A 17,527-nucleotide genomic window follows, 5' to 3' on the forward strand; every position below is an offset into this window, starting at 1 on the left:
AAACTTATAGAATCTGTTCGTTCAAAAAAAGTGTGGTTTTCTTAACAGAAACCCTTTTTTGTTTTGTTATTTACTTGTAAAAGCATAAGTTGCTAGGATAACTAGTTTGATGCTTTTTACAGATCCAATATGCATGAACTGAGGGGTGAATCAGTTGACAGGTCAACTAGTTCAGTATGGACGGCACCGCCAACGCAGAAGTTATGCACGCATTAGCGAAGTATTAGAATTGCCGAATCTCATTGAGATTCAAACCGCTTCTTATCAGTGGTTTCTTGATGAGGGTCTCAGAGAGATGTTTTATGATATCTCTCCAATTGAGGATTTCACTGGCAACCTCTCGCTAGAGTTTATTGATTACAGCCTTGGTGAGCCAAAGTACTCCGTGGAGGAGTCTAAGGAACGCGATGTAACCTATTCTGCTCCGCTGCGCGTGAAAGTCCGTTTGATCAACAAAGAAACAGGCGAAGTAAAGGACCAGGACGTTTTCATGGGGGATTTCCCTTTGATGACGGAAACTGGAACGTTCGTAATCAATGGAGCTGAGCGTGTTATCGTATCTCAGCTAGTGCGTTCGCCAAGTGTATATTTCAGCGGTAAAGTCGACAAGAATGGTAAAAGAGGCTTTACAGCAACAGTCATTCCAAACCGTGGTGCTTGGCTGGAGTACGAAACCGATGCTAAAGATGTCGCATATGTACGGATAGATCGTACTCGGAAACTGCCAGTTACGGTTCTTTTGCGTGCCCTAGGGTTTGGCTCTGATCAAGAAATCACCGATTTGTTTGGTGAAAACGAGTATTTGCGCAACACTCTTGAAAAAGATAACACGGAGACTACGGAAAAAGCGCTTCTTGAAATCTACGAACGCCTTCGTCCGGGAGAGCCTCCTACTGTTGATAACGCAAAAAGCCTGCTTGAGTCACGCTTCTTTGATCCGAAGCGCTATGATCTTGCTAGTGTTGGACGCTATAAAATTAACAAAAAGCTTCATATAAAAAACCGTCTTTTCAATCAGCGTCTTGCTGAATCACTGGCAGATCCTGAAACAGGGGAAATCATTGCTGAAAAGGGCGCGGTTATTGACCGCAGAACTCTTGACCGCATTATTCCAAACCTTGAGAGCGGTGTAGGCTTCAAAACAGTGAACCCTTCAGGCGGAGTTGTAACGGAAGAAACAACTCTTCAATCTATTAAAATCTACTCTCCGAACGATCCGGAAGGCGAACAAGTCATCAATGTGATCGGAAATGCTTACGTAGAAGAAGCAGTTAAGAACATTACGGCTGCTGATATTTTATCTTCAATCAGCTATTTCTTTAACCTTCTTCACGGAGTAGGCGACACAGATGATATCGATCACCTTGGTAACCGCCGTCTGCGTTCAGTTGGCGAATTGCTTCAAAACCAATTCCGTATCGGTCTTTCCCGTATGGAGCGTGTCGTTCGTGAGCGTATGTCCATTCAGGATACAAATACAATCACTCCTCAGCAGCTTATTAACATTCGTCCTGTTATTGCGAGCATTAAAGAGTTCTTCGGAAGCTCTCAGCTTTCTCAGTTCATGGACCAGACGAATCCGCTTGCTGAGCTTACCCATAAGCGCCGTCTTTCTGCACTTGGACCCGGTGGGTTGACTCGTGAGCGTGCAGGCTTTGAAGTCCGTGACGTTCACTACTCCCACTACGGCCGTATGTGTCCGATTGAGACGCCTGAGGGACCAAACATCGGTTTGATCAACTCCTTGTCCAGTTACGCGAAGGTAAACCGTTTCGGATTCATTGAAACACCATACCGCCGTGTTGATCCTGATACAGGAAAAGTAACTGCGCGCATCGATTATCTGACTGCAGATGAAGAAGATAACTATGTTGTAGCACAGGCAAATGCCCGTTTGGATAACGACGGTACGTTCCTTGATGACGGAATCGTAGCCCGTTTCCGCGGTGAGAATACGGTTGTAGCCCGCGATCGCGTGGATTACATGGACGTATCTCCTAAACAGGTCGTTTCCGCTGCGACAGCATGTATTCCTTTCCTTGAAAACGATGACTCCAACCGTGCCCTAATGGGAGCGAACATGCAGCGTCAGGCTGTGCCTTTGATGCAGCCGGAAGCTCCGATTGTCGGAACAGGAATGGAGTACGTTTCAGGTAAAGACTCGGGTGCTGCTGTAATCTGTAAGCATCCTGGTATCGTTGAAAAAGTAGAAGCGAAAAACGTTTATGTTCGCCGCTATGAAGAAGTAGATGGCAAAAAGGTAAAGGGCAACCTTGATAAATACAGCATGCTGAAATTTATCCGTTCCAATCAGGGAACATGCTACAATCAGCGTCCGATCGTAAGTGAAGGCGATGAAGTGGTAAAAGGCGAAATTCTTGCTGACGGACCATCTATGGAAAAAGGCGAACTGGCTCTTGGCCGCAACGTTATGGTTGCGTTCATGACATGGGATGGCTACAACTATGAGGATGCCATCATCATGAGTGAGCGTCTTGTAAAAGACGATGTTTACACTTCGATTCATATTGAAGAATACGAGTCCGAAGCACGTGATACAAAGCTTGGACCTGAAGAAATCACAAGAGATATTCCAAACGTTGGGGAAGATGCACTCCGCAACCTTGACGAACGCGGAATCATCCGTGTCGGTGCAGAAGTAAAAGACGGCGACTTGCTTGTTGGTAAAGTAACACCTAAGGGTGTAACGGAGCTGACAGCTGAAGAAAGACTTCTTCACGCAATCTTTGGCGAGAAAGCACGCGAGGTTCGTGATACATCCCTAAGAGTACCGCATGGCGGTGGCGGAATTATCCTTGATGTTAAAGTCTTCAACCGTGAAGACGGAGACGAATTGCCGCCGGGTGTTAACCAGCTCGTACGCGCTTATATCGTTCAGAAGCGTAAAATTTCTGAAGGAGATAAAATGGCCGGACGACATGGTAACAAAGGGGTTATCTCCCGCATCCTTCCGGAAGAAGATATGCCTTATCTTCCAGACGGCACACCGGTAGATATCATGCTTAACCCGCTTGGTGTACCATCCCGTATGAACATCGGGCAAGTGCTCGAGCTTCACTTGGGAATGGCTGCACGCTACCTTGGCATTCATGTTGCATCACCGGTATTTGATGGTGCTCGTGAGGAAGATGTTTGGTCTACGCTTGAAGAAGCAGGAATGGCAAGAGACGCTAAAACAGTCCTTTATGATGGACGTTCAGGCGAACCGTTTGATAACCGTGTATCCGTTGGAATCATGTACATGATCAAACTGGCCCACATGGTTGATGACAAACTCCATGCCCGTTCTACCGGACCTTACTCACTTGTTACACAGCAGCCTCTTGGAGGTAAAGCTCAATTCGGCGGACAGCGTTTTGGAGAGATGGAGGTTTGGGCGCTTGAAGCTTATGGAGCTGCCTATACACTTCAGGAAATCCTTACAGTTAAGTCGGATGACGTCGTAGGACGTGTGAAAACATATGAAGCCATCGTAAAAGGCGAAAACGTTCCAGAGCCTGGCGTTCCTGAATCCTTCAAAGTATTGATCAAGGAGCTTCAAAGCTTAGGTATGGACGTTAAGATTCTCTCAGGCGATGAAAAAGAAATCGAAATGAGAGATACCGAGGACGACGAAGATCCTCAAAACTCCGATAGCTTGTCTTTAGGAGACGAAATGGAAGAAGAAGCAGCTGTCACTACTGAAAAAGAGAAGGACGCTGTTACGAAAGAATAGATGGATTGGAAATGGCTGCAAAGCAGCAGGCGCGCTATACAGCCTGCAGCCTTAGGGTGAAAAACCGGGCTTTAGCGTCCGGTCTCACCCTGAGGCGGATGCTAAAGCCTTTATTATTGGCCCTGATTGCCGTACTGTAAGCAACGAAAGAATAGTCACTCTTCAGGATATAAGGGTATAACCTGAAGATGAAAAGGGAGGTAGGCCCCTTGCTGGATGTTAATAATTTTGAGTACATGAACATCGGACTTGCATCACCCGATAAGATCCGTTCCTGGTCATTCGGTGAAGTTAAAAAGCCAGAAACAATCAACTACCGTACGCTTAAGCCTGAGAAAGACGGTTTGTTCTGTGAACGTATTTTCGGACCTCAAAAGGACTGGGAATGCCATTGTGGAAAATACAAACGTGTCCGTTACAAAGGTGTAGTCTGCGATCGATGCGGAGTTGAAGTAACACGTGCGAAAGTCCGCCGTGAGCGCATGGGACACATTGAGCTGGCAGCTCCTGTATCCCACATTTGGTATTTCAAAGGAATCCCGAGCCGTATGGGTCTTGTGCTAGACATGTCCCCGCGTGCTCTTGAAGAAGTCATCTATTTTGCTTCCTATGTTGTAACAGACACAGGAGATACTCCTCTTGAGAAGAAACAGCTTCTTTCCGAGAAAGAATATCGTGCATACCGTGATAAATACGGCAGTACATTCCATGCCGGAATGGGTGCAGAAGCTATTAAAAAGCTTCTTATGGACATCGATCCGGATAAAGATGTAGAACAGCTGAAAGAGGATTTGAAAACAGCGCAAGGACAGCGCCGTACTCGTGCTATCAAGCGTCTTGAAGTGCTTGAAGCATTCCGCGGATCTGGAAACAATCCTTCGTGGATGATCCTTGATGTTCTTCCTGTCATTCCTCCTGAGCTTCGTCCGATGGTACAGCTGGACGGAGGACGTTTTGCAACATCCGATCTAAATGATCTTTATCGCCGTGTAATTAACCGTAATAACCGTTTGAAGCGTTTGCTCGATCTTGGAGCTCCAAGCATTATCGTTCAAAATGAAAAGCGTATGCTTCAAGAAGCAGTGGATGCATTAATCGACAACGGACGCAGAGGCCGTCCGGTTACCGGTCCTGGTAACCGTCCATTAAAATCCCTTTCTCATATGCTTAAAGGGAAGCAAGGACGTTTCCGCCAAAACTTGCTTGGTAAACGTGTTGACTATTCAGGCCGTTCCGTAATCGTAGTTGGACCGAACCTGAAAATGTATCAGTGCGGACTGCCTAAAGAAATGGCTCTTGAGCTATTCAAGCCATTTGTAATGAAAGAGCTCGTGGAAAAAGGCCTTGCCCATAACATTAAGAGTGCGAAACGCAAAATCGAACGCGTTCAGCCTGAAGTTTGGGACGTTCTTGAATCCGTAATCAGGGAGCATCCAGTTCTGCTGAACCGTGCACCTACACTTCACAGACTTGGTATCCAGGCATTTGAACCGACTCTTGTAGAAGGACGCGCAATCCGCCTGCATCCTCTAGTATGTACGGCATACAACGCGGACTTTGACGGAGACCAAATGGCTGTTCACGTACCTCTATCCGCTGAAGCACAGGCAGAGGCGCGTATCCTTATGCTTGCAGCACAGAACATCCTGAACCCTAAGGATGGAAAACCGGTAGTAACACCATCTCAGGATATGGTTCTCGGTAACTACTACCTGACAATGGAGCGTCCTGATGCTGTCGGTGAAGGAATGATTTTCAAAGATACAAACGAAGCCCTTATTGCTTATCAAAACGGATATGTACATCTTCATACCCGTGTTGCTGTAGCAGCTTCATCTTTAGATAATCAAACTTTCACAGACGCGCAGAAAAAACAGCTTCTTGTTACTACGGTAGGAAAGCTTGTATTCAATGAAATCCTTCCAGATTCATTCCCTTATATGAATGAACCGACAAAAGGCAACATTGAAGAAAAGACGCCTGAGAAATACTTCGTCGATCCGAATGTGGACGTGAAGGAACACATTGCGAAGCAGGAATTGATTCCTCCATTCAAAAAAGGAATCCTTGGAAGCATTATCGCTGAAATCTTTAAAAAGTTCCAAATCACAGAAACGTCAAAAATGCTTGACCGTCTGAAAGATTTGGGATTCAGATACTCTACAAAAGCCGGTATTACAGTTGGTGTAGCAGACATCGTTGTATTGCGTGAAAAAGAAGAGATTCTAACCGAAGCGCAAGCGAAGGTAGATAACGTTCTTAAACAGTTCCGCCGCGGTCTGATTACAGAAGAAGAGCGCTATGAGCGTGTCATCTCTATCTGGAGTGCTGCGAAAGATACGATTCAAGGAAAACTGATGAAAACTCTGGATATTCGCAACCCGATCTTCATGATGAGTGACTCTGGAGCCCGTGGTAACGCGTCTAACTTTACGCAGCTAGCCGGAATGCGCGGTCTGATGGCCAACCCGGCTGGACGAATCATCGAACTTCCGATCAAGTCCAGTTTCCGTGAAGGTTTAACGGTATTGGAATACTTTATCTCTACCCATGGTGCCCGTAAAGGTCTTGCCGATACAGCCCTTAAGACTGCCGATTCAGGTTACCTGACTCGCCGTCTAGTTGACGTTGCTCAGGATGTTATCATTCGTGATGACGACTGTGGAACGGACCGGGGACTTCTTGCAGAAGCCATCAAAGAAGGTACAGAGGTAATTGAAAAACTTGAGGAGCGTCTAATTGGACGTTATGCTCGCAAAAACATTCACCACCCTGAAACAGGAGCTGTTCTTGTTGAGGAAAATGAACTGATCACAGAAGATCTTGCTCTTCAAATTGTTGAGTCAGGAATTGAACAAGTCTTGATCCGTTCTGCATTTACATGTAATACCCGTCACGGTGTGTGTAAACGATGCTACGGCCGTAACCTGGCTACCGGTTCAGATGTAGAAGTTGGAGAAGCAGTAGGTATTATTGCCGCTCAATCCATCGGGGAGCCGGGAACACAGCTTACAATGCGTACGTTCCATACAGGCGGTGTTGCAGGGGATGACATCACTCAAGGTTTGCCTCGTATCCAGGAGCTATTTGAAGCTCGTAACCCTAAAGGTCAGGCTACGATTTCAGAAATTGACGGTGTTGTAACCCAAGTAAATGAAATCCGTGAAAAACAGCAGGAACTGGTTGTGCAGGGTGATGTGGAATCACGCACATATACAGCTCCTTACAATGCACGTCTGAAAGTAGCAGAAGGCGATACTGTTAAACGCGGCCAAGAGCTTACTGAAGGTTCAATCGATCCGAAAGAACTTCTGAAAGTAAAAGATACTCAAGCTGTGCAGGAATACCTCCTTCGTGAAGTTCAAAAAGTATACCGTATGCAAGGGGTAGAAATTGGCGATAAACACGTAGAGGTTATGGTTCGTCAAATGCTTCGCAAAATCAGAGTTATTGACGCTGGAGATACAGATGTATTGCCTGGAACTCTTCTTGACATTCATCAGTTCACAGACGCCAATAAAAAAGTTCTTATTGGGGGCAAACGACCTGCTACAGGCCGTCCAGTCCTTCTGGGTATCACGAAAGCATCTCTTGAAACGGACTCCTTCTTGTCTGCAGCATCCTTCCAGGAAACAACACGTGTCCTGACAGATGCTGCGATTAAAGGAAAACGTGACGAGCTTCTCGGACTAAAAGAGAATGTAATCATCGGTAAATTGGTTCCTGCCGGTACAGGTATGAACCGCTACCGTAAAGTACAGCCAATCTCACAAGTTCAATCGAGCCAAGACACGGTTACCGTAGATTAATATGAGAGATGGATGCCTTCAGAGCTTTCTTCGGAAACTCTGTTGACATCCATCTCTTCCAATGTTAAGATATTCAAGGTGCTCGATTCTACCTGTTGCTTTGGAGGATATACTTCAATGTCTTATGAAAAAGTATCACAGGCAGTAAACATTATTGTTGGTACAAAGCAAACGCTGAAGGCACTTCAGCAAGGTTCCGTCAAAGAGCTTCTCATTGCGGAGGACGCCGATCCACGAATTACATCTGCCGTTGCTCAGATGGCCGCGGATAAGAACGTTCCTGTAATAAAAGTAGACTCCATGAAAAAGCTTGGAAAAGCTTGCGGAATTGAAGTTGGCGCCGCAGCTGTAGCCATTACCTAATAAAGCAAACACGTTTTTACCTGAGTAATCAAGTAAAGACTTTGTTTTTGCCCAAATATGAACCACCTGGATGTGTGGGTTTAGAATTTGAGAAGGGAGGAAAAAACATGCCTACTATTAATCAATTGATCCGCAAGGGACGCGTAAGCAAGATTGAAAAATCTAAGTCTCCTGCATTGAACAAAGGTTACAACAGTTTCAAAAAAGAGCACACTAACGTATCTTCACCTCAAAAACGCGGTGTATGCACACGTGTTGGTACAATGACTCCGAAGAAGCCGAACTCCGCGCTTCGTAAATATGCCCGTGTACGCTTGACTAACCAAATCGAGGTTACAGCTTACATTCCTGGTATCGGACATAACCTTCAAGAGCATAGTGTTGTTCTTATCCGCGGCGGACGTGTAAAAGATTTACCGGGAGTACGTTACCACATCGTTCGCGGTGCGCTTGACACTGCCGGTGTTGATGGCCGTATGCAAGGTCGTTCCAAATACGGAACTAAACGTCCTAAAGCTCCAAAAAAATAATTTAAACAAATAGAATCACTTCGTGAAAGGAGGAAAAAAACATGCCTCGTAAAGGTCCTGTTACAAAAAGAGACGTATTGCCAGATCCGCTTTACAATTCCAAACTTGTTACTCGTTTGGTAAACCGCATTATGGTTGATGGTAAAAGAGGAAAAGCACAAACCATTCTTTATTCTGCACTTGATACAATCAGGGAGCGCAGCGGTAAAGAGCCAATGGAAGTGTTCGAACAAGCACTTAAAAACATCATGCCAGTTCTAGAAGTTAAAGCCCGCCGTGTAGGTGGAGCAAACTACCAAGTACCAGTAGAGGTGCGTCCTGACCGCCGTTCTACTCTTGGACTTCGCTGGTTAGTAAACTACGCTCGTCTTCGTGGAGAAAAAACCATGGAAGAGCGTTTAGCTAACGAGATTCTTGACGCAGCCAACAATACTGGTGCTGCTGTTAAGAAACGCGAAGATACGCACAAAATGGCAGAAGCGAACAAAGCATTCGCTCACTACCGCTGGTAAGATCGAAATAAAAAACCCACTAATCCTCTTTATAGGAAGGAGAAGTTACTAAGATGGCAAGAGAGTTCTCCTTAGAAAACACTCGTAATATCGGGATCATGGCTCACATCGACGCTGGTAAAACGACGACTACAGAACGGATCTTGTTCTACACTGGACGTATCCACAAAATTGGTGAAACTCATGAAGGAGCTTCACAAATGGACTGGATGGAACAGGAGCAAGAACGCGGAATCACGATTACATCTGCAGCTACAACTGCATCATGGAAAGGTTACCGCGTTAACATCATCGATACACCGGGACACGTAGACTTCACTGTTGAAGTTGAACGTTCCCTGCGTGTACTTGATGGTGCCGTAGCTGTTCTTGATGCACAATCCGGAGTTGAGCCTCAAACTGAAACAGTTTGGCGCCAAGCTACTACTTACGGCGTACCTCGTGTAGTGTTCGTAAACAAAATGGATAAAATCGGTGCGGATTTCCTTTATTCCGTAAAAACGATGCATGACCGCCTTCAAGCGAATGCTCATCCGATTCAGCTTCCTATCGGTGCTGAAGATAACTTCGAAGGAATTATCGATCTAGTAGAAAACGTTGCATACTTCTACGAAGATGACTTGGGAACTCGTACCGATGCGAAAGAAATTCCAGAAGACTATCAAGAACTTGCTGAAGAATGGCGCAACAAGCTAATTGAAGCAGTAGCAGAACTTGATGAAGAATTGATGATGAAATATCTTGACGGTGAAGAGCTGACGGTTGATGAAATCAAAGCTGCAATCCGTAAAGGTACTTGCGACGTTGAATTCTATCCAGTAATTTGCGGATCTGCTTTCAAAAACAAAGGTGTTCAATTGATGCTGGATGCTGTACTTGATTACCTTCCTGCGCCAACTGACGTACCGTCTATCAAAGGAATTCTTCCTGATTCTGAAGAGGAAGTAATCCGTAAATCCAGTGACGATGAGCCGTTCTCTGCTCTAGCGTTCAAAGTAATGACAGATCCATACGTAGGAAAGCTTACTTTCTTCCGTGTGTACTCTGGAGTACTTAACTCTGGTTCTTACGTACAAAACTCCACGAAAGGCAAGCGTGAGCGTGTAGGACGTATCCTGCAAATGCATGCTAACTCTCGTGAAGAAATCTCCACTGTATACTCTGGGGATATCGCAGCAGCTGTAGGATTGAAAGATACTACAACTGGTGATACTCTATGTGATGAAAAGAGCCTTGTAATCTTGGAATCCATGGAATTCCCAGAGCCGGTTATCTCTCTATCAGTTGAGCCGAAATCTAAAGCTGACCAAGACAAAATGTCTACAGCTTTGACAAAGCTATCTGAAGAGGATCCAACATTCCGTGCTCATACTGATCCTGAGACTGGACAAACCATCATCTCTGGTATGGGTGAGCTTCACCTTGATATCATCGTTGACCGTATGCGTCGCGAATTCAAAGTAGAAGCTAATGTTGGTGCTCCGCAAGTTGCATACCGTGAGACTTTCCGCGGTTCAGCTAAAGTCGAAGGTAAGTTTGCCCGCCAATCTGGTGGACGCGGACAATTCGGACACGTTTGGATCGAATTCGAACCAAACGAAGAAGGAAAAGGCTTCGAATTCCAAAACAAGATCGTCGGTGGAGTTGTTCCTCGTGAATACGTACCAGCTGTTCAAGCAGGTCTAGAGGATTCAATGAAAAACGGTGTCCTTGCAGGATATCAGCTAATCGACGTTAAAGCAGCACTTGTTGATGGATCTTACCATGATGTTGACTCCAGTGAGATGGCGTTTAAAGTAGCGGCTTCACTAGCTCTTAAAAACGCAGTATCCAAATGTAACCCGGTTATCCTTGAGCCTGTTATGAAGGTTGAAGTTGTAATCCCGGATGAGTACATGGGAGATATCATGGGTGATATTACTTCTCGCCGTGGACGCGTTGAAGGTATGGATGCACGCGGTAACGCTCAAGTTGTTCGTGCAATGGTTCCACTTTCCGAAATGTTTGGTTATGCAACTGCGTTGCGTTCAAACACACAAGGACGCGGAGTATTCTCCATGCACTTCGATCACTACGAAGAAGTTCCTAAATCGATTTCTGAAGAAATCATCAAAAAAAATAAAGGCGAGTAATTGATTTTACACCTTTATTGAAGTATAACTACTTATGTATCCTCAGAAGGCGGGTATAATCCTGCTTTCTGAATTAAAATAACTAACTCTATTATCTAAGGGAGGCATTTCGAATGGGTAAAGAAAAATTCGACCGTTCCAAAACACATGCCAATATCGGTACAATTGGACACGTTGACCATGGTAAAACAACTCTAACAGCTGCAATCACAACTGTACTTGCTAAGCGCAGTGGTAAAGGTGCAGCGATGGCTTATGATATGATCGATGCTGCTCCAGAAGAGCGCGAGCGCGGAATCACTATCTCAACTGCACACGTTGAGTACGAAACTGAAACTCGTCACTATGCACACGTTGACTGCCCAGGACATGCTGACTATGTTAAAAACATGATCACTGGTGCGGCACAAATGGACGGCGGAATCCTAGTAGTATCTGCTGCTGACGGCCCAATGCCACAAACTCGTGAGCACATCCTTCTTTCTCGTCAAGTAGGTGTTCCTTACCTAGTTGTATTCATGAACAAATGTGATATGGTTGATGACGAAGAATTGCTTGAACTAGTTGAAATGGAAGTTCGTGACCTTCTTTCTGAGTACGATTTCCCTGGCGACGACATTCCAGTAATCAAAGGTTCTGCTCTTAAAGCTCTTGAAGGAGAAGCTGAGTGGGAAGAGAAAATCGTTGAACTAATGAACGCAGTTGACGAGTACATCCCAACTCCAGAGCGTGATATCGAAAAACCATTCATGATGCCTGTTGAGGATGTATTCTCTATCACTGGCCGTGGAACTGTTGCAACTGGACGTGTTGAGCGTGGACAAGTTAAAGTCGGTGACGTTATCGAAATCATCGGTCTTGCTGAAGAGCCAAAATCAACAACTGTTACAGGTGTTGAAATGTTCCGTAAACTTCTTGACTATGCTGAAGCTGGAGACAACATCGGCGCACTTCTTCGTGGAGTAGCTCGTGAAGATATCCAACGTGGACAAGTTCTTGCTAAGCCAGGAACAATCACTCCACACACTAACTTCAAAGCAGAAGTTTATGTTCTATCTAAAGAAGAGGGTGGACGTCACACTCCATTCTTCACTAACTACCGTCCTCAGTTCTACTTCCGTACAACTGATGTAACTGGTATCTGCAACCTTCCTGAAGGTGTAGAAATGGTTATGCCTGGAGACAACATCGAAATGACTGTTGAACTAATCTCTCCAATCGCAATCGAAGAAGGTACTAAGTTCTCTATCCGTGAGGGTGGACGTACTGTAGGTGCTGGAGTAGTTGCTACAATCACTGAGTAATCAGTGTTTAAAAGAACGAGCGAGAAATCGCTCGTTCTTTTTTTATGTTGTTAAATTATATTGGAAGCAGCAACAGCGTGCGGCTTAATTCCTGAAGAAAGAAAAAGTGAAGCTGGATCAAAAACTAGACGCACTTGATTTTTTGCCTAGAAAAAGGTATAATATCTGAGGTGCGTAAAAGACAAAGAAATTTAAATTTCTTCTTGCAACTGACGCTCATTTTTTATATAATAGTGAATGTTGGTCTTTGACTGCGATGATGTGAGAGGTTGCTGACACACCCGGCCGCTTTGCCATGGCGAGTGTGTGAGGGAAATTCTCACTGAGAACTGTCTATATTAAGTAGGCGAAAAGGAGGGAAAATAATGGCAAAACAAAAAATTCGTATTCGTTTGAAAGCTTATGATCACAGAATTCTTGATCAATCTGCCGAGAAAATCGTAGAAACAGCGAAACGTTCAGGTGCTAACGTATCTGGTCCGATCCCGCTTCCGACTGAAAAGTCAATCTACACAATTCTTCGTGCGGTGCATAAGTACAAAGACTCTCGTGAGCAATTCGAGATGCGTACACACAAACGTCTAATCGACATCATTAACCCAACACCACAAACTGTTGATGCGTTAATGCGTTTGGATTTACCATCCGGTGTCGATATCGAAATCAAACTTTAATGTTCAATATTATATAGTAGAAAAAAACAGGAGGTGTGACGAATGACCAAAGGAATCTTAGGTAGAAAAATCGGTATGACGCAAGTATTTGCTGAAAACGGCGATCTTATCCCAGTTACAGTTGTAGAAGCTGCTCCAAACGTAGTTCTTCAAGTGAAAACGGCTGAAATCGACGGTTACGAAGCAGTTCAGGTTGGTTTTGATGACAAACGTGAAAAACTTGCTAACAAACCGCTAAAAGGTCACGTTGCAAAAGCAAACACTGCGCCTAAGCGCTTCATTAAGGAATTTCGTGGAGTAAGCGCAGCAGACTACGAAGTTGGTCAGGAAGTCAAAGTAGAAGTATTCTCCGCTGGAGATACAGTAGATGTAACAGGAACTTCAAAAGGTAAAGGATTCCAAGGTTCTATTAAACGCCACGGACAATCCCGCGGACCAATGTCCCACGGTTCACGCTACCATCGCCGCCCAGGTTCAATGGGTCCTGTTGCTCCAAACCGCGTATTCAAGAACAAACTTCTGCCTGGACGTATGGGTGGAGAGCGCGTAACAGTACAAAACCTTGAGATCGTTAAAGTTGATGCAGAACGCAACCTTCTTTTGATCAAAGGTAACGTACCTGGTCCAAGAAAATCTCTAGTTACTGTAAAATCTGCAGTAAAATCCAAATAACTTTTCCGAGAAAGGAGGAAATGGATTATGCCAAAAGTTACTATGTTAAACCAAAGCGGAGCTAACGCTGGTGAAATCGAACTGAACGATTCTATCTTCGGTATCGAGCCAAACCAAGCTGTTCTTTTCGAAGCGGTTATCATGCAAAGAGCTTCCTTAAGACAAGGAAATGCTAAAGTAAAGAATCGTTCTGAAGTTCGTGGCGGAGGACGCAAACCTTGGCGCCAAAAAGGAACTGGACGTGCTCGTCAAGGATCTATCCGTTCACCGCAATGGCGCGGAGGAGGAGTAGTTTTCGGACCGACACCTCGTTCTTATGCTTACAAACTACCTAAAAAAGTACGCCGTCTGGCTATCAAATCTGCTTTATCATCTAAAGTACAAGACAGCAAAATTGTTGTTCTTGAGGATCTGACACTGGATGCTGTAAAAACAAAGGAAATGGCTTCTATCCTAAAAGCTATTTCAGTTGAGAAAAAAGCATTGATCGTTACTGCTGATGTTAACGAGAAAGTTTCACTTTCTGCACGTAACATCCAGGGCATCACTGTTGTTGCAGCTGACGGTATCAACGTTCTTGACGTACTGAACCATGAAAAGCTAATTATGACGAAAGCTGCGGTGCAAAAAGTAGAGGAGGTGCTTGCATAATGAAAGATCCTCGTGATATTATTAAGCGCCCCGTGATCACTGAAAATTCTACTGACATTATGGCTGACAGAAAATATACGTTTGAAGTAGACGTAAGAGCTAACAAAACGGAAGTTAAAGATGCTGTAGAAGCAATTTTCGGTGTGAAAGTAGCGAAAGTCAATGTTATGAATTACAAAGGTAAATTCAGACGTGTTGGCCGTTACAGCGGACTTACAAATCGCAGAAGAAAAGCAATCATTACATTGACTGCTGACTCTAAAGAAATCGAACTTTTTGAAGTTTAATATATAAGTGAAGGAGGGAAATTGAGATGGCGATTAAAAAATACAAACCGACCTCCAACGGTCGTCGTGGTATGACAGTATCTGATTTTGCAGAAATCACTACTGATAAGCCGGAGAAATCCTTGCTTGCTCCGTTGAGCAAAAAAGCTGGACGTAACAACCAAGGTAAAATCACGGTTCGTCATCAAGGCGGAGGCCATAAGCGCCAGTATCGTATTATCGATTTTAAACGCGACAAAGATGGTATACCAGGACGCGTTGCTACAATCGAGTACGATCCAAACCGCTCTGCAAACATTGCGTTAATTCATTACGCTGATGGAGAAAAGAGATACATTCTTGCTCCTAAAAACCTTAAAGTTGATTTGGAAATTATGTCAGGAGCTGAAGCTGACATTAAAGTGGGTAATGCCCTTCCACTTCAAAACATTCCAGTTGGTACAGTAGTACACAACATTGAGCTTAAACCTGGTAAAGGCGGACAGCTTGTACGTTCTGCAGGAACATCTGCACAAGTCCTTGGTAAAGAAGGCAAATACGTACTTGTTCGTTTGAATTCCGGAGAGGTTCGCATGATTCTTGCTACTTGCCGCGCTACAATCGGTCAAGTTGGTAACGAGCAGCACGAACTTATCAACATTGGTAAAGCTGGACGTTCCCGCTGGTTAGGCAAACGCCCAACTGTTCGTGGATCTGTAATGAACCCTAACGATCACCCGCACGGTGGTGGTGAAGGTCGTTCACCTATCGGTCGTAAATCACCTATGTCTCCATGGGGTAAACCGACTCTTGGTGCTAAAACACGTAAGAAAACGAATAAATCCGATAAATTTATCGTACGTCGTCGTAAAAAATAACGTGACTGAACTACGGTTCATCCGAACCGTAGCGCAATCACGAAGGGAGGTACTCGCATGGGTCGCAGCTTGAAAAAAGGACCTTTCGTGGATGATCACTTGATGGTTAAAGTGGAAAAATTGAATGAAACTGAAAAGAAACAAGTTATTAAAACTTGGTCTCGCCGTTCTACAATTTTCCCTCAATTCATCGGTCACACGATCGCTGTATATGATGGACGCAAACACGTTCCTGTTTATGTAACGGAAGATATGGTTGGCCACAAGTTAGGTGAATTTGCACCTTCTCGTACTTATAAAGGCCACGGTAACGATGACAAAAAAACAAGACGCTAATGAGAGGAGGCATTTAAATGCAAGCTAAAGCTGTCGCTAGAACAGTTCGTATTGCTCCTCGTAAAGCACGTTTGGTAATGGACTTAATTCGAGGAAAGCAAATCGGTGAAGCAGTTGCAATCCTTCGTCTCACACCGAAGGCAGCTTCTCCAATTATTGAAAAAGTACTAAACTCTGCAGTTGCTAACGCTGAGCACAACTACGAAATGGACATTAACAGCCTTGTAATTTCCGAGGCATTCGTTGACGAAGGTCCAACACTTAAAAGATTCCGCCCACGTGCAATGGGACGTGCGAGCGCAATTAACAAACGTACTAGTCATATCACTATTATCGTATCAGAAAAGAAGGAGGGATAAGCTGTGGGTCAAAAGGTAAATCCAGTCGGTCTTCGTATCGGTGTGATTCGTGATTGGGAATCAAAATGGTACGCTGGCAAAGACTACGCTGATCTTTTACACGAAGATATCAAAGTTCGTGAATATATCAACAAACGCCTAAATGATGCATCTGTTTCCAAAGTGGAAATCGAGCGTGCTGCTAACCGCATTAACGTTACAGTCCACACTGCTAAGCCAGGAATGGTTATCGGTAAAGGTGGTACTGAAGTTGAAGCGCTTCGTAAAGCTCTTAACTCACTTACTGGTAAACGCGTGCACATCAACATTCTTGAAATCAAAAGAGCTGATCTTGATGCTAAATTAGTAGCTGACAACATCGCTCGCCAGCTAGAAAACCGTATTTCTTTCCGTCGTGCTCAAAAGCAAGCATTGCAACGTTCAATGCGCGCTGGTGCAAAAGGAATTAAAACAATGGTTTCCGGACGTCTTGGCGGAGCTGATATCGCTCGTTCAGAACATTACAGTGAAGGAACTGTTCCACTTCACACACTTCGCGCTGACATCGATTACGGTACAGCAGAAGCAGACACTACTTACGGTAAACTAGGTGTCAAAGTATGGATCTATCGTGGAGAAGTTCTTCCTGTTAAGAAGAAATCCGAGGAAGGAGGAAAATAATATGTTATTGCCTAAACGTGTTAAGTATCGCAGAGAGCATCGCGGAAAAATGCGCGGACGTGCAAAAGGCGGTGCGGAAGTACACTTTGGTGAATACGGTATTCAAGCTTTGGAAGCTTCTTGGATCACTAACCGTCAAATCGAGGCAGCTCGTATTGCGATGACTCGTTACATGAAACGTGGCGGTAAAGTATGGATTAAAATTTTCCCTTCCAAACCTTATACTGCTAAGCCACTAGAAGTCCGCATGGGTTCCGGTAAAGGTGCTCCTGAAGGATGGGTAGCTGTAGTTAAACCTGGTAAAGTTTTGTTTGAGATTGCGGGTGTTTCTGAAGAAGTTGCTCGCGAAGCATTACGTCTTGCGTCTCACAAACTGCCAATTAAAACGAAATTCGTTAAGCGCGAGGAAATTGGTGGTGAATCAAATGAAAGCTAATGAAATCCGTGATTTAACCACTGCCGAAATCGAACAAAAAGTAAAATCACTTAAAGAAGAGCTTTTCAACCTTCGTTTCCAGCTTGCTACTGGCCAGCTTGAAAACACTGCTCGCATCCGTGAAGTACGTAAAGCCATCGCTCGTATGAAGACTGTAATTCGTCAAAGAGAGATCGCTGCTAATAATCGATAAACCCGAGAGGAGGTTT

17 protein-coding genes are annotated in these 17,527 nt (G+C 44.5%); all 17 read left to right on the forward strand.

Annotated features, from left to right (window positions below):
- Positions 1-154 precede the first annotated feature (154 nt).
- The 17 genes from rpoB to rpmC all read left to right on the forward strand — a co-directional run bounded on the left by rpoB (position 155) and on the right by rpmC (position 17,511).
- The gene (gene rpoB, locus WCV65_RS00715; RefSeq protein WP_035406767.1) at positions 155-3,736 is read left to right on the forward strand and encodes a DNA-directed RNA polymerase subunit beta; all 3,582 of its coding nucleotides are present in this window, start codon (positions 155-157) and stop codon (positions 3,734-3,736) included.
- Positions 3,737-3,945: 209 nt separating this feature from the next.
- Entirely contained in the window at positions 3,946-7,545 is a 3,600-nt protein-coding gene (rpoC, locus tag WCV65_RS00720; protein WP_035406770.1) for a DNA-directed RNA polymerase subunit beta', read from the forward strand.
- Between the two features lie 117 nt (positions 7,546-7,662).
- Positions 7,663-7,908: a 50S ribosomal protein L7ae-like protein gene (locus tag WCV65_RS00725; RefSeq protein ID WP_035406773.1), complete on the forward strand. Its 246-nt coding sequence runs from the start codon at positions 7,663-7,665 to the stop codon at positions 7,906-7,908.
- 107 nt (positions 7,909-8,015) lie between these two features.
- A complete protein-coding gene (rpsL, locus tag WCV65_RS00730; RefSeq protein ID WP_035406776.1) occupies positions 8,016-8,438 on the forward strand; it encodes a 30S ribosomal protein S12 in 423 nt (140 codons plus the stop codon).
- 41 nt (positions 8,439-8,479) lie between these two features.
- The gene (rpsG, locus tag WCV65_RS00735; protein ID WP_035406779.1) at positions 8,480-8,950 is read left to right on the forward strand and encodes a 30S ribosomal protein S7; all 471 of its coding nucleotides are present in this window, start codon (positions 8,480-8,482) and stop codon (positions 8,948-8,950) included.
- A gap of 53 nt (positions 8,951-9,003) precedes the next feature.
- Complete coding sequence (gene fusA, locus WCV65_RS00740) at positions 9,004-11,082, forward strand: elongation factor G (RefSeq protein ID WP_035406783.1); 2,079 nt, start codon at positions 9,004-9,006, stop codon at positions 11,080-11,082.
- Between the two features lie 113 nt (positions 11,083-11,195).
- The gene (gene tuf / locus WCV65_RS00745) at positions 11,196-12,386 is read left to right on the forward strand and encodes an elongation factor Tu (RefSeq protein ID WP_035406786.1); all 1,191 of its coding nucleotides are present in this window, start codon (positions 11,196-11,198) and stop codon (positions 12,384-12,386) included.
- 365 nt (positions 12,387-12,751) lie between these two features.
- Positions 12,752-13,060 (forward strand): 30S ribosomal protein S10, encoded by a 309-nt coding sequence (gene rpsJ / locus WCV65_RS00750; RefSeq protein ID WP_029282834.1) that lies wholly within the window; start codon positions 12,752-12,754, stop codon positions 13,058-13,060.
- Between the two features lie 42 nt (positions 13,061-13,102).
- Positions 13,103-13,732 carry a 50S ribosomal protein L3 gene (rplC, locus tag WCV65_RS00755; protein ID WP_035406789.1) on the forward strand — a complete coding sequence of 210 codons (630 nt, stop codon included), beginning with the start codon at positions 13,103-13,105 and terminating at the stop codon, positions 13,730-13,732.
- A gap of 27 nt (positions 13,733-13,759) precedes the next feature.
- A complete protein-coding gene (gene rplD / locus WCV65_RS00760) occupies positions 13,760-14,383 on the forward strand; it encodes a 50S ribosomal protein L4 (RefSeq protein ID WP_035406792.1) in 624 nt (207 codons plus the stop codon).
- A complete protein-coding gene (gene rplW / locus WCV65_RS00765) occupies positions 14,383-14,670 on the forward strand; it encodes a 50S ribosomal protein L23 (RefSeq protein WP_035406795.1) in 288 nt (95 codons plus the stop codon). The genes rplD and rplW overlap by 1 nt, the downstream gene beginning before the upstream one ends.
- 26 nt (positions 14,671-14,696) lie before the next feature.
- On the forward strand, positions 14,697-15,527 hold the full coding sequence (rplB, locus tag WCV65_RS00770; protein WP_035406798.1) for a 50S ribosomal protein L2: 831 nt from the start codon (positions 14,697-14,699) through the stop codon (positions 15,525-15,527).
- Positions 15,528-15,584: 57 nt separating this feature from the next.
- Positions 15,585-15,863, forward strand: a complete 279-nt coding sequence (gene rpsS, locus WCV65_RS00775) for a 30S ribosomal protein S19 (RefSeq protein ID WP_035406800.1) — start codon at positions 15,585-15,587, stop codon at positions 15,861-15,863.
- 17 nt (positions 15,864-15,880) lie between these two features.
- A complete protein-coding gene (gene rplV, locus WCV65_RS00780; RefSeq protein WP_035406804.1) occupies positions 15,881-16,222 on the forward strand; it encodes a 50S ribosomal protein L22 in 342 nt (113 codons plus the stop codon).
- A 3-nt stretch (positions 16,223-16,225) separates the two neighbouring features.
- Positions 16,226-16,882, forward strand: a complete 657-nt coding sequence (gene rpsC, locus WCV65_RS00785) for a 30S ribosomal protein S3 (RefSeq protein WP_035406807.1) — start codon at positions 16,226-16,228, stop codon at positions 16,880-16,882.
- Position 16,883: 1 nt separating this feature from the next.
- Positions 16,884-17,318 carry a 50S ribosomal protein L16 gene (gene rplP / locus WCV65_RS00790; RefSeq protein WP_035406810.1) on the forward strand — a complete coding sequence of 145 codons (435 nt, stop codon included), beginning with the start codon at positions 16,884-16,886 and terminating at the stop codon, positions 17,316-17,318.
- Positions 17,308-17,511, forward strand: a complete 204-nt coding sequence (gene rpmC, locus WCV65_RS00795; protein WP_035406812.1) for a 50S ribosomal protein L29 — start codon at positions 17,308-17,310, stop codon at positions 17,509-17,511. The genes rplP and rpmC overlap by 11 nt, the downstream gene beginning before the upstream one ends.
- Positions 17,512-17,527 lie beyond the last annotated feature (16 nt).

The sequence above is a fragment of the Metabacillus sp. FJAT-52054 genome (genome assembly GCF_037201815.1).
Taxonomy (GTDB): domain Bacteria; phylum Bacillota; class Bacilli; order Bacillales; family Bacillaceae; genus Metabacillus_B; species Metabacillus_B sediminis.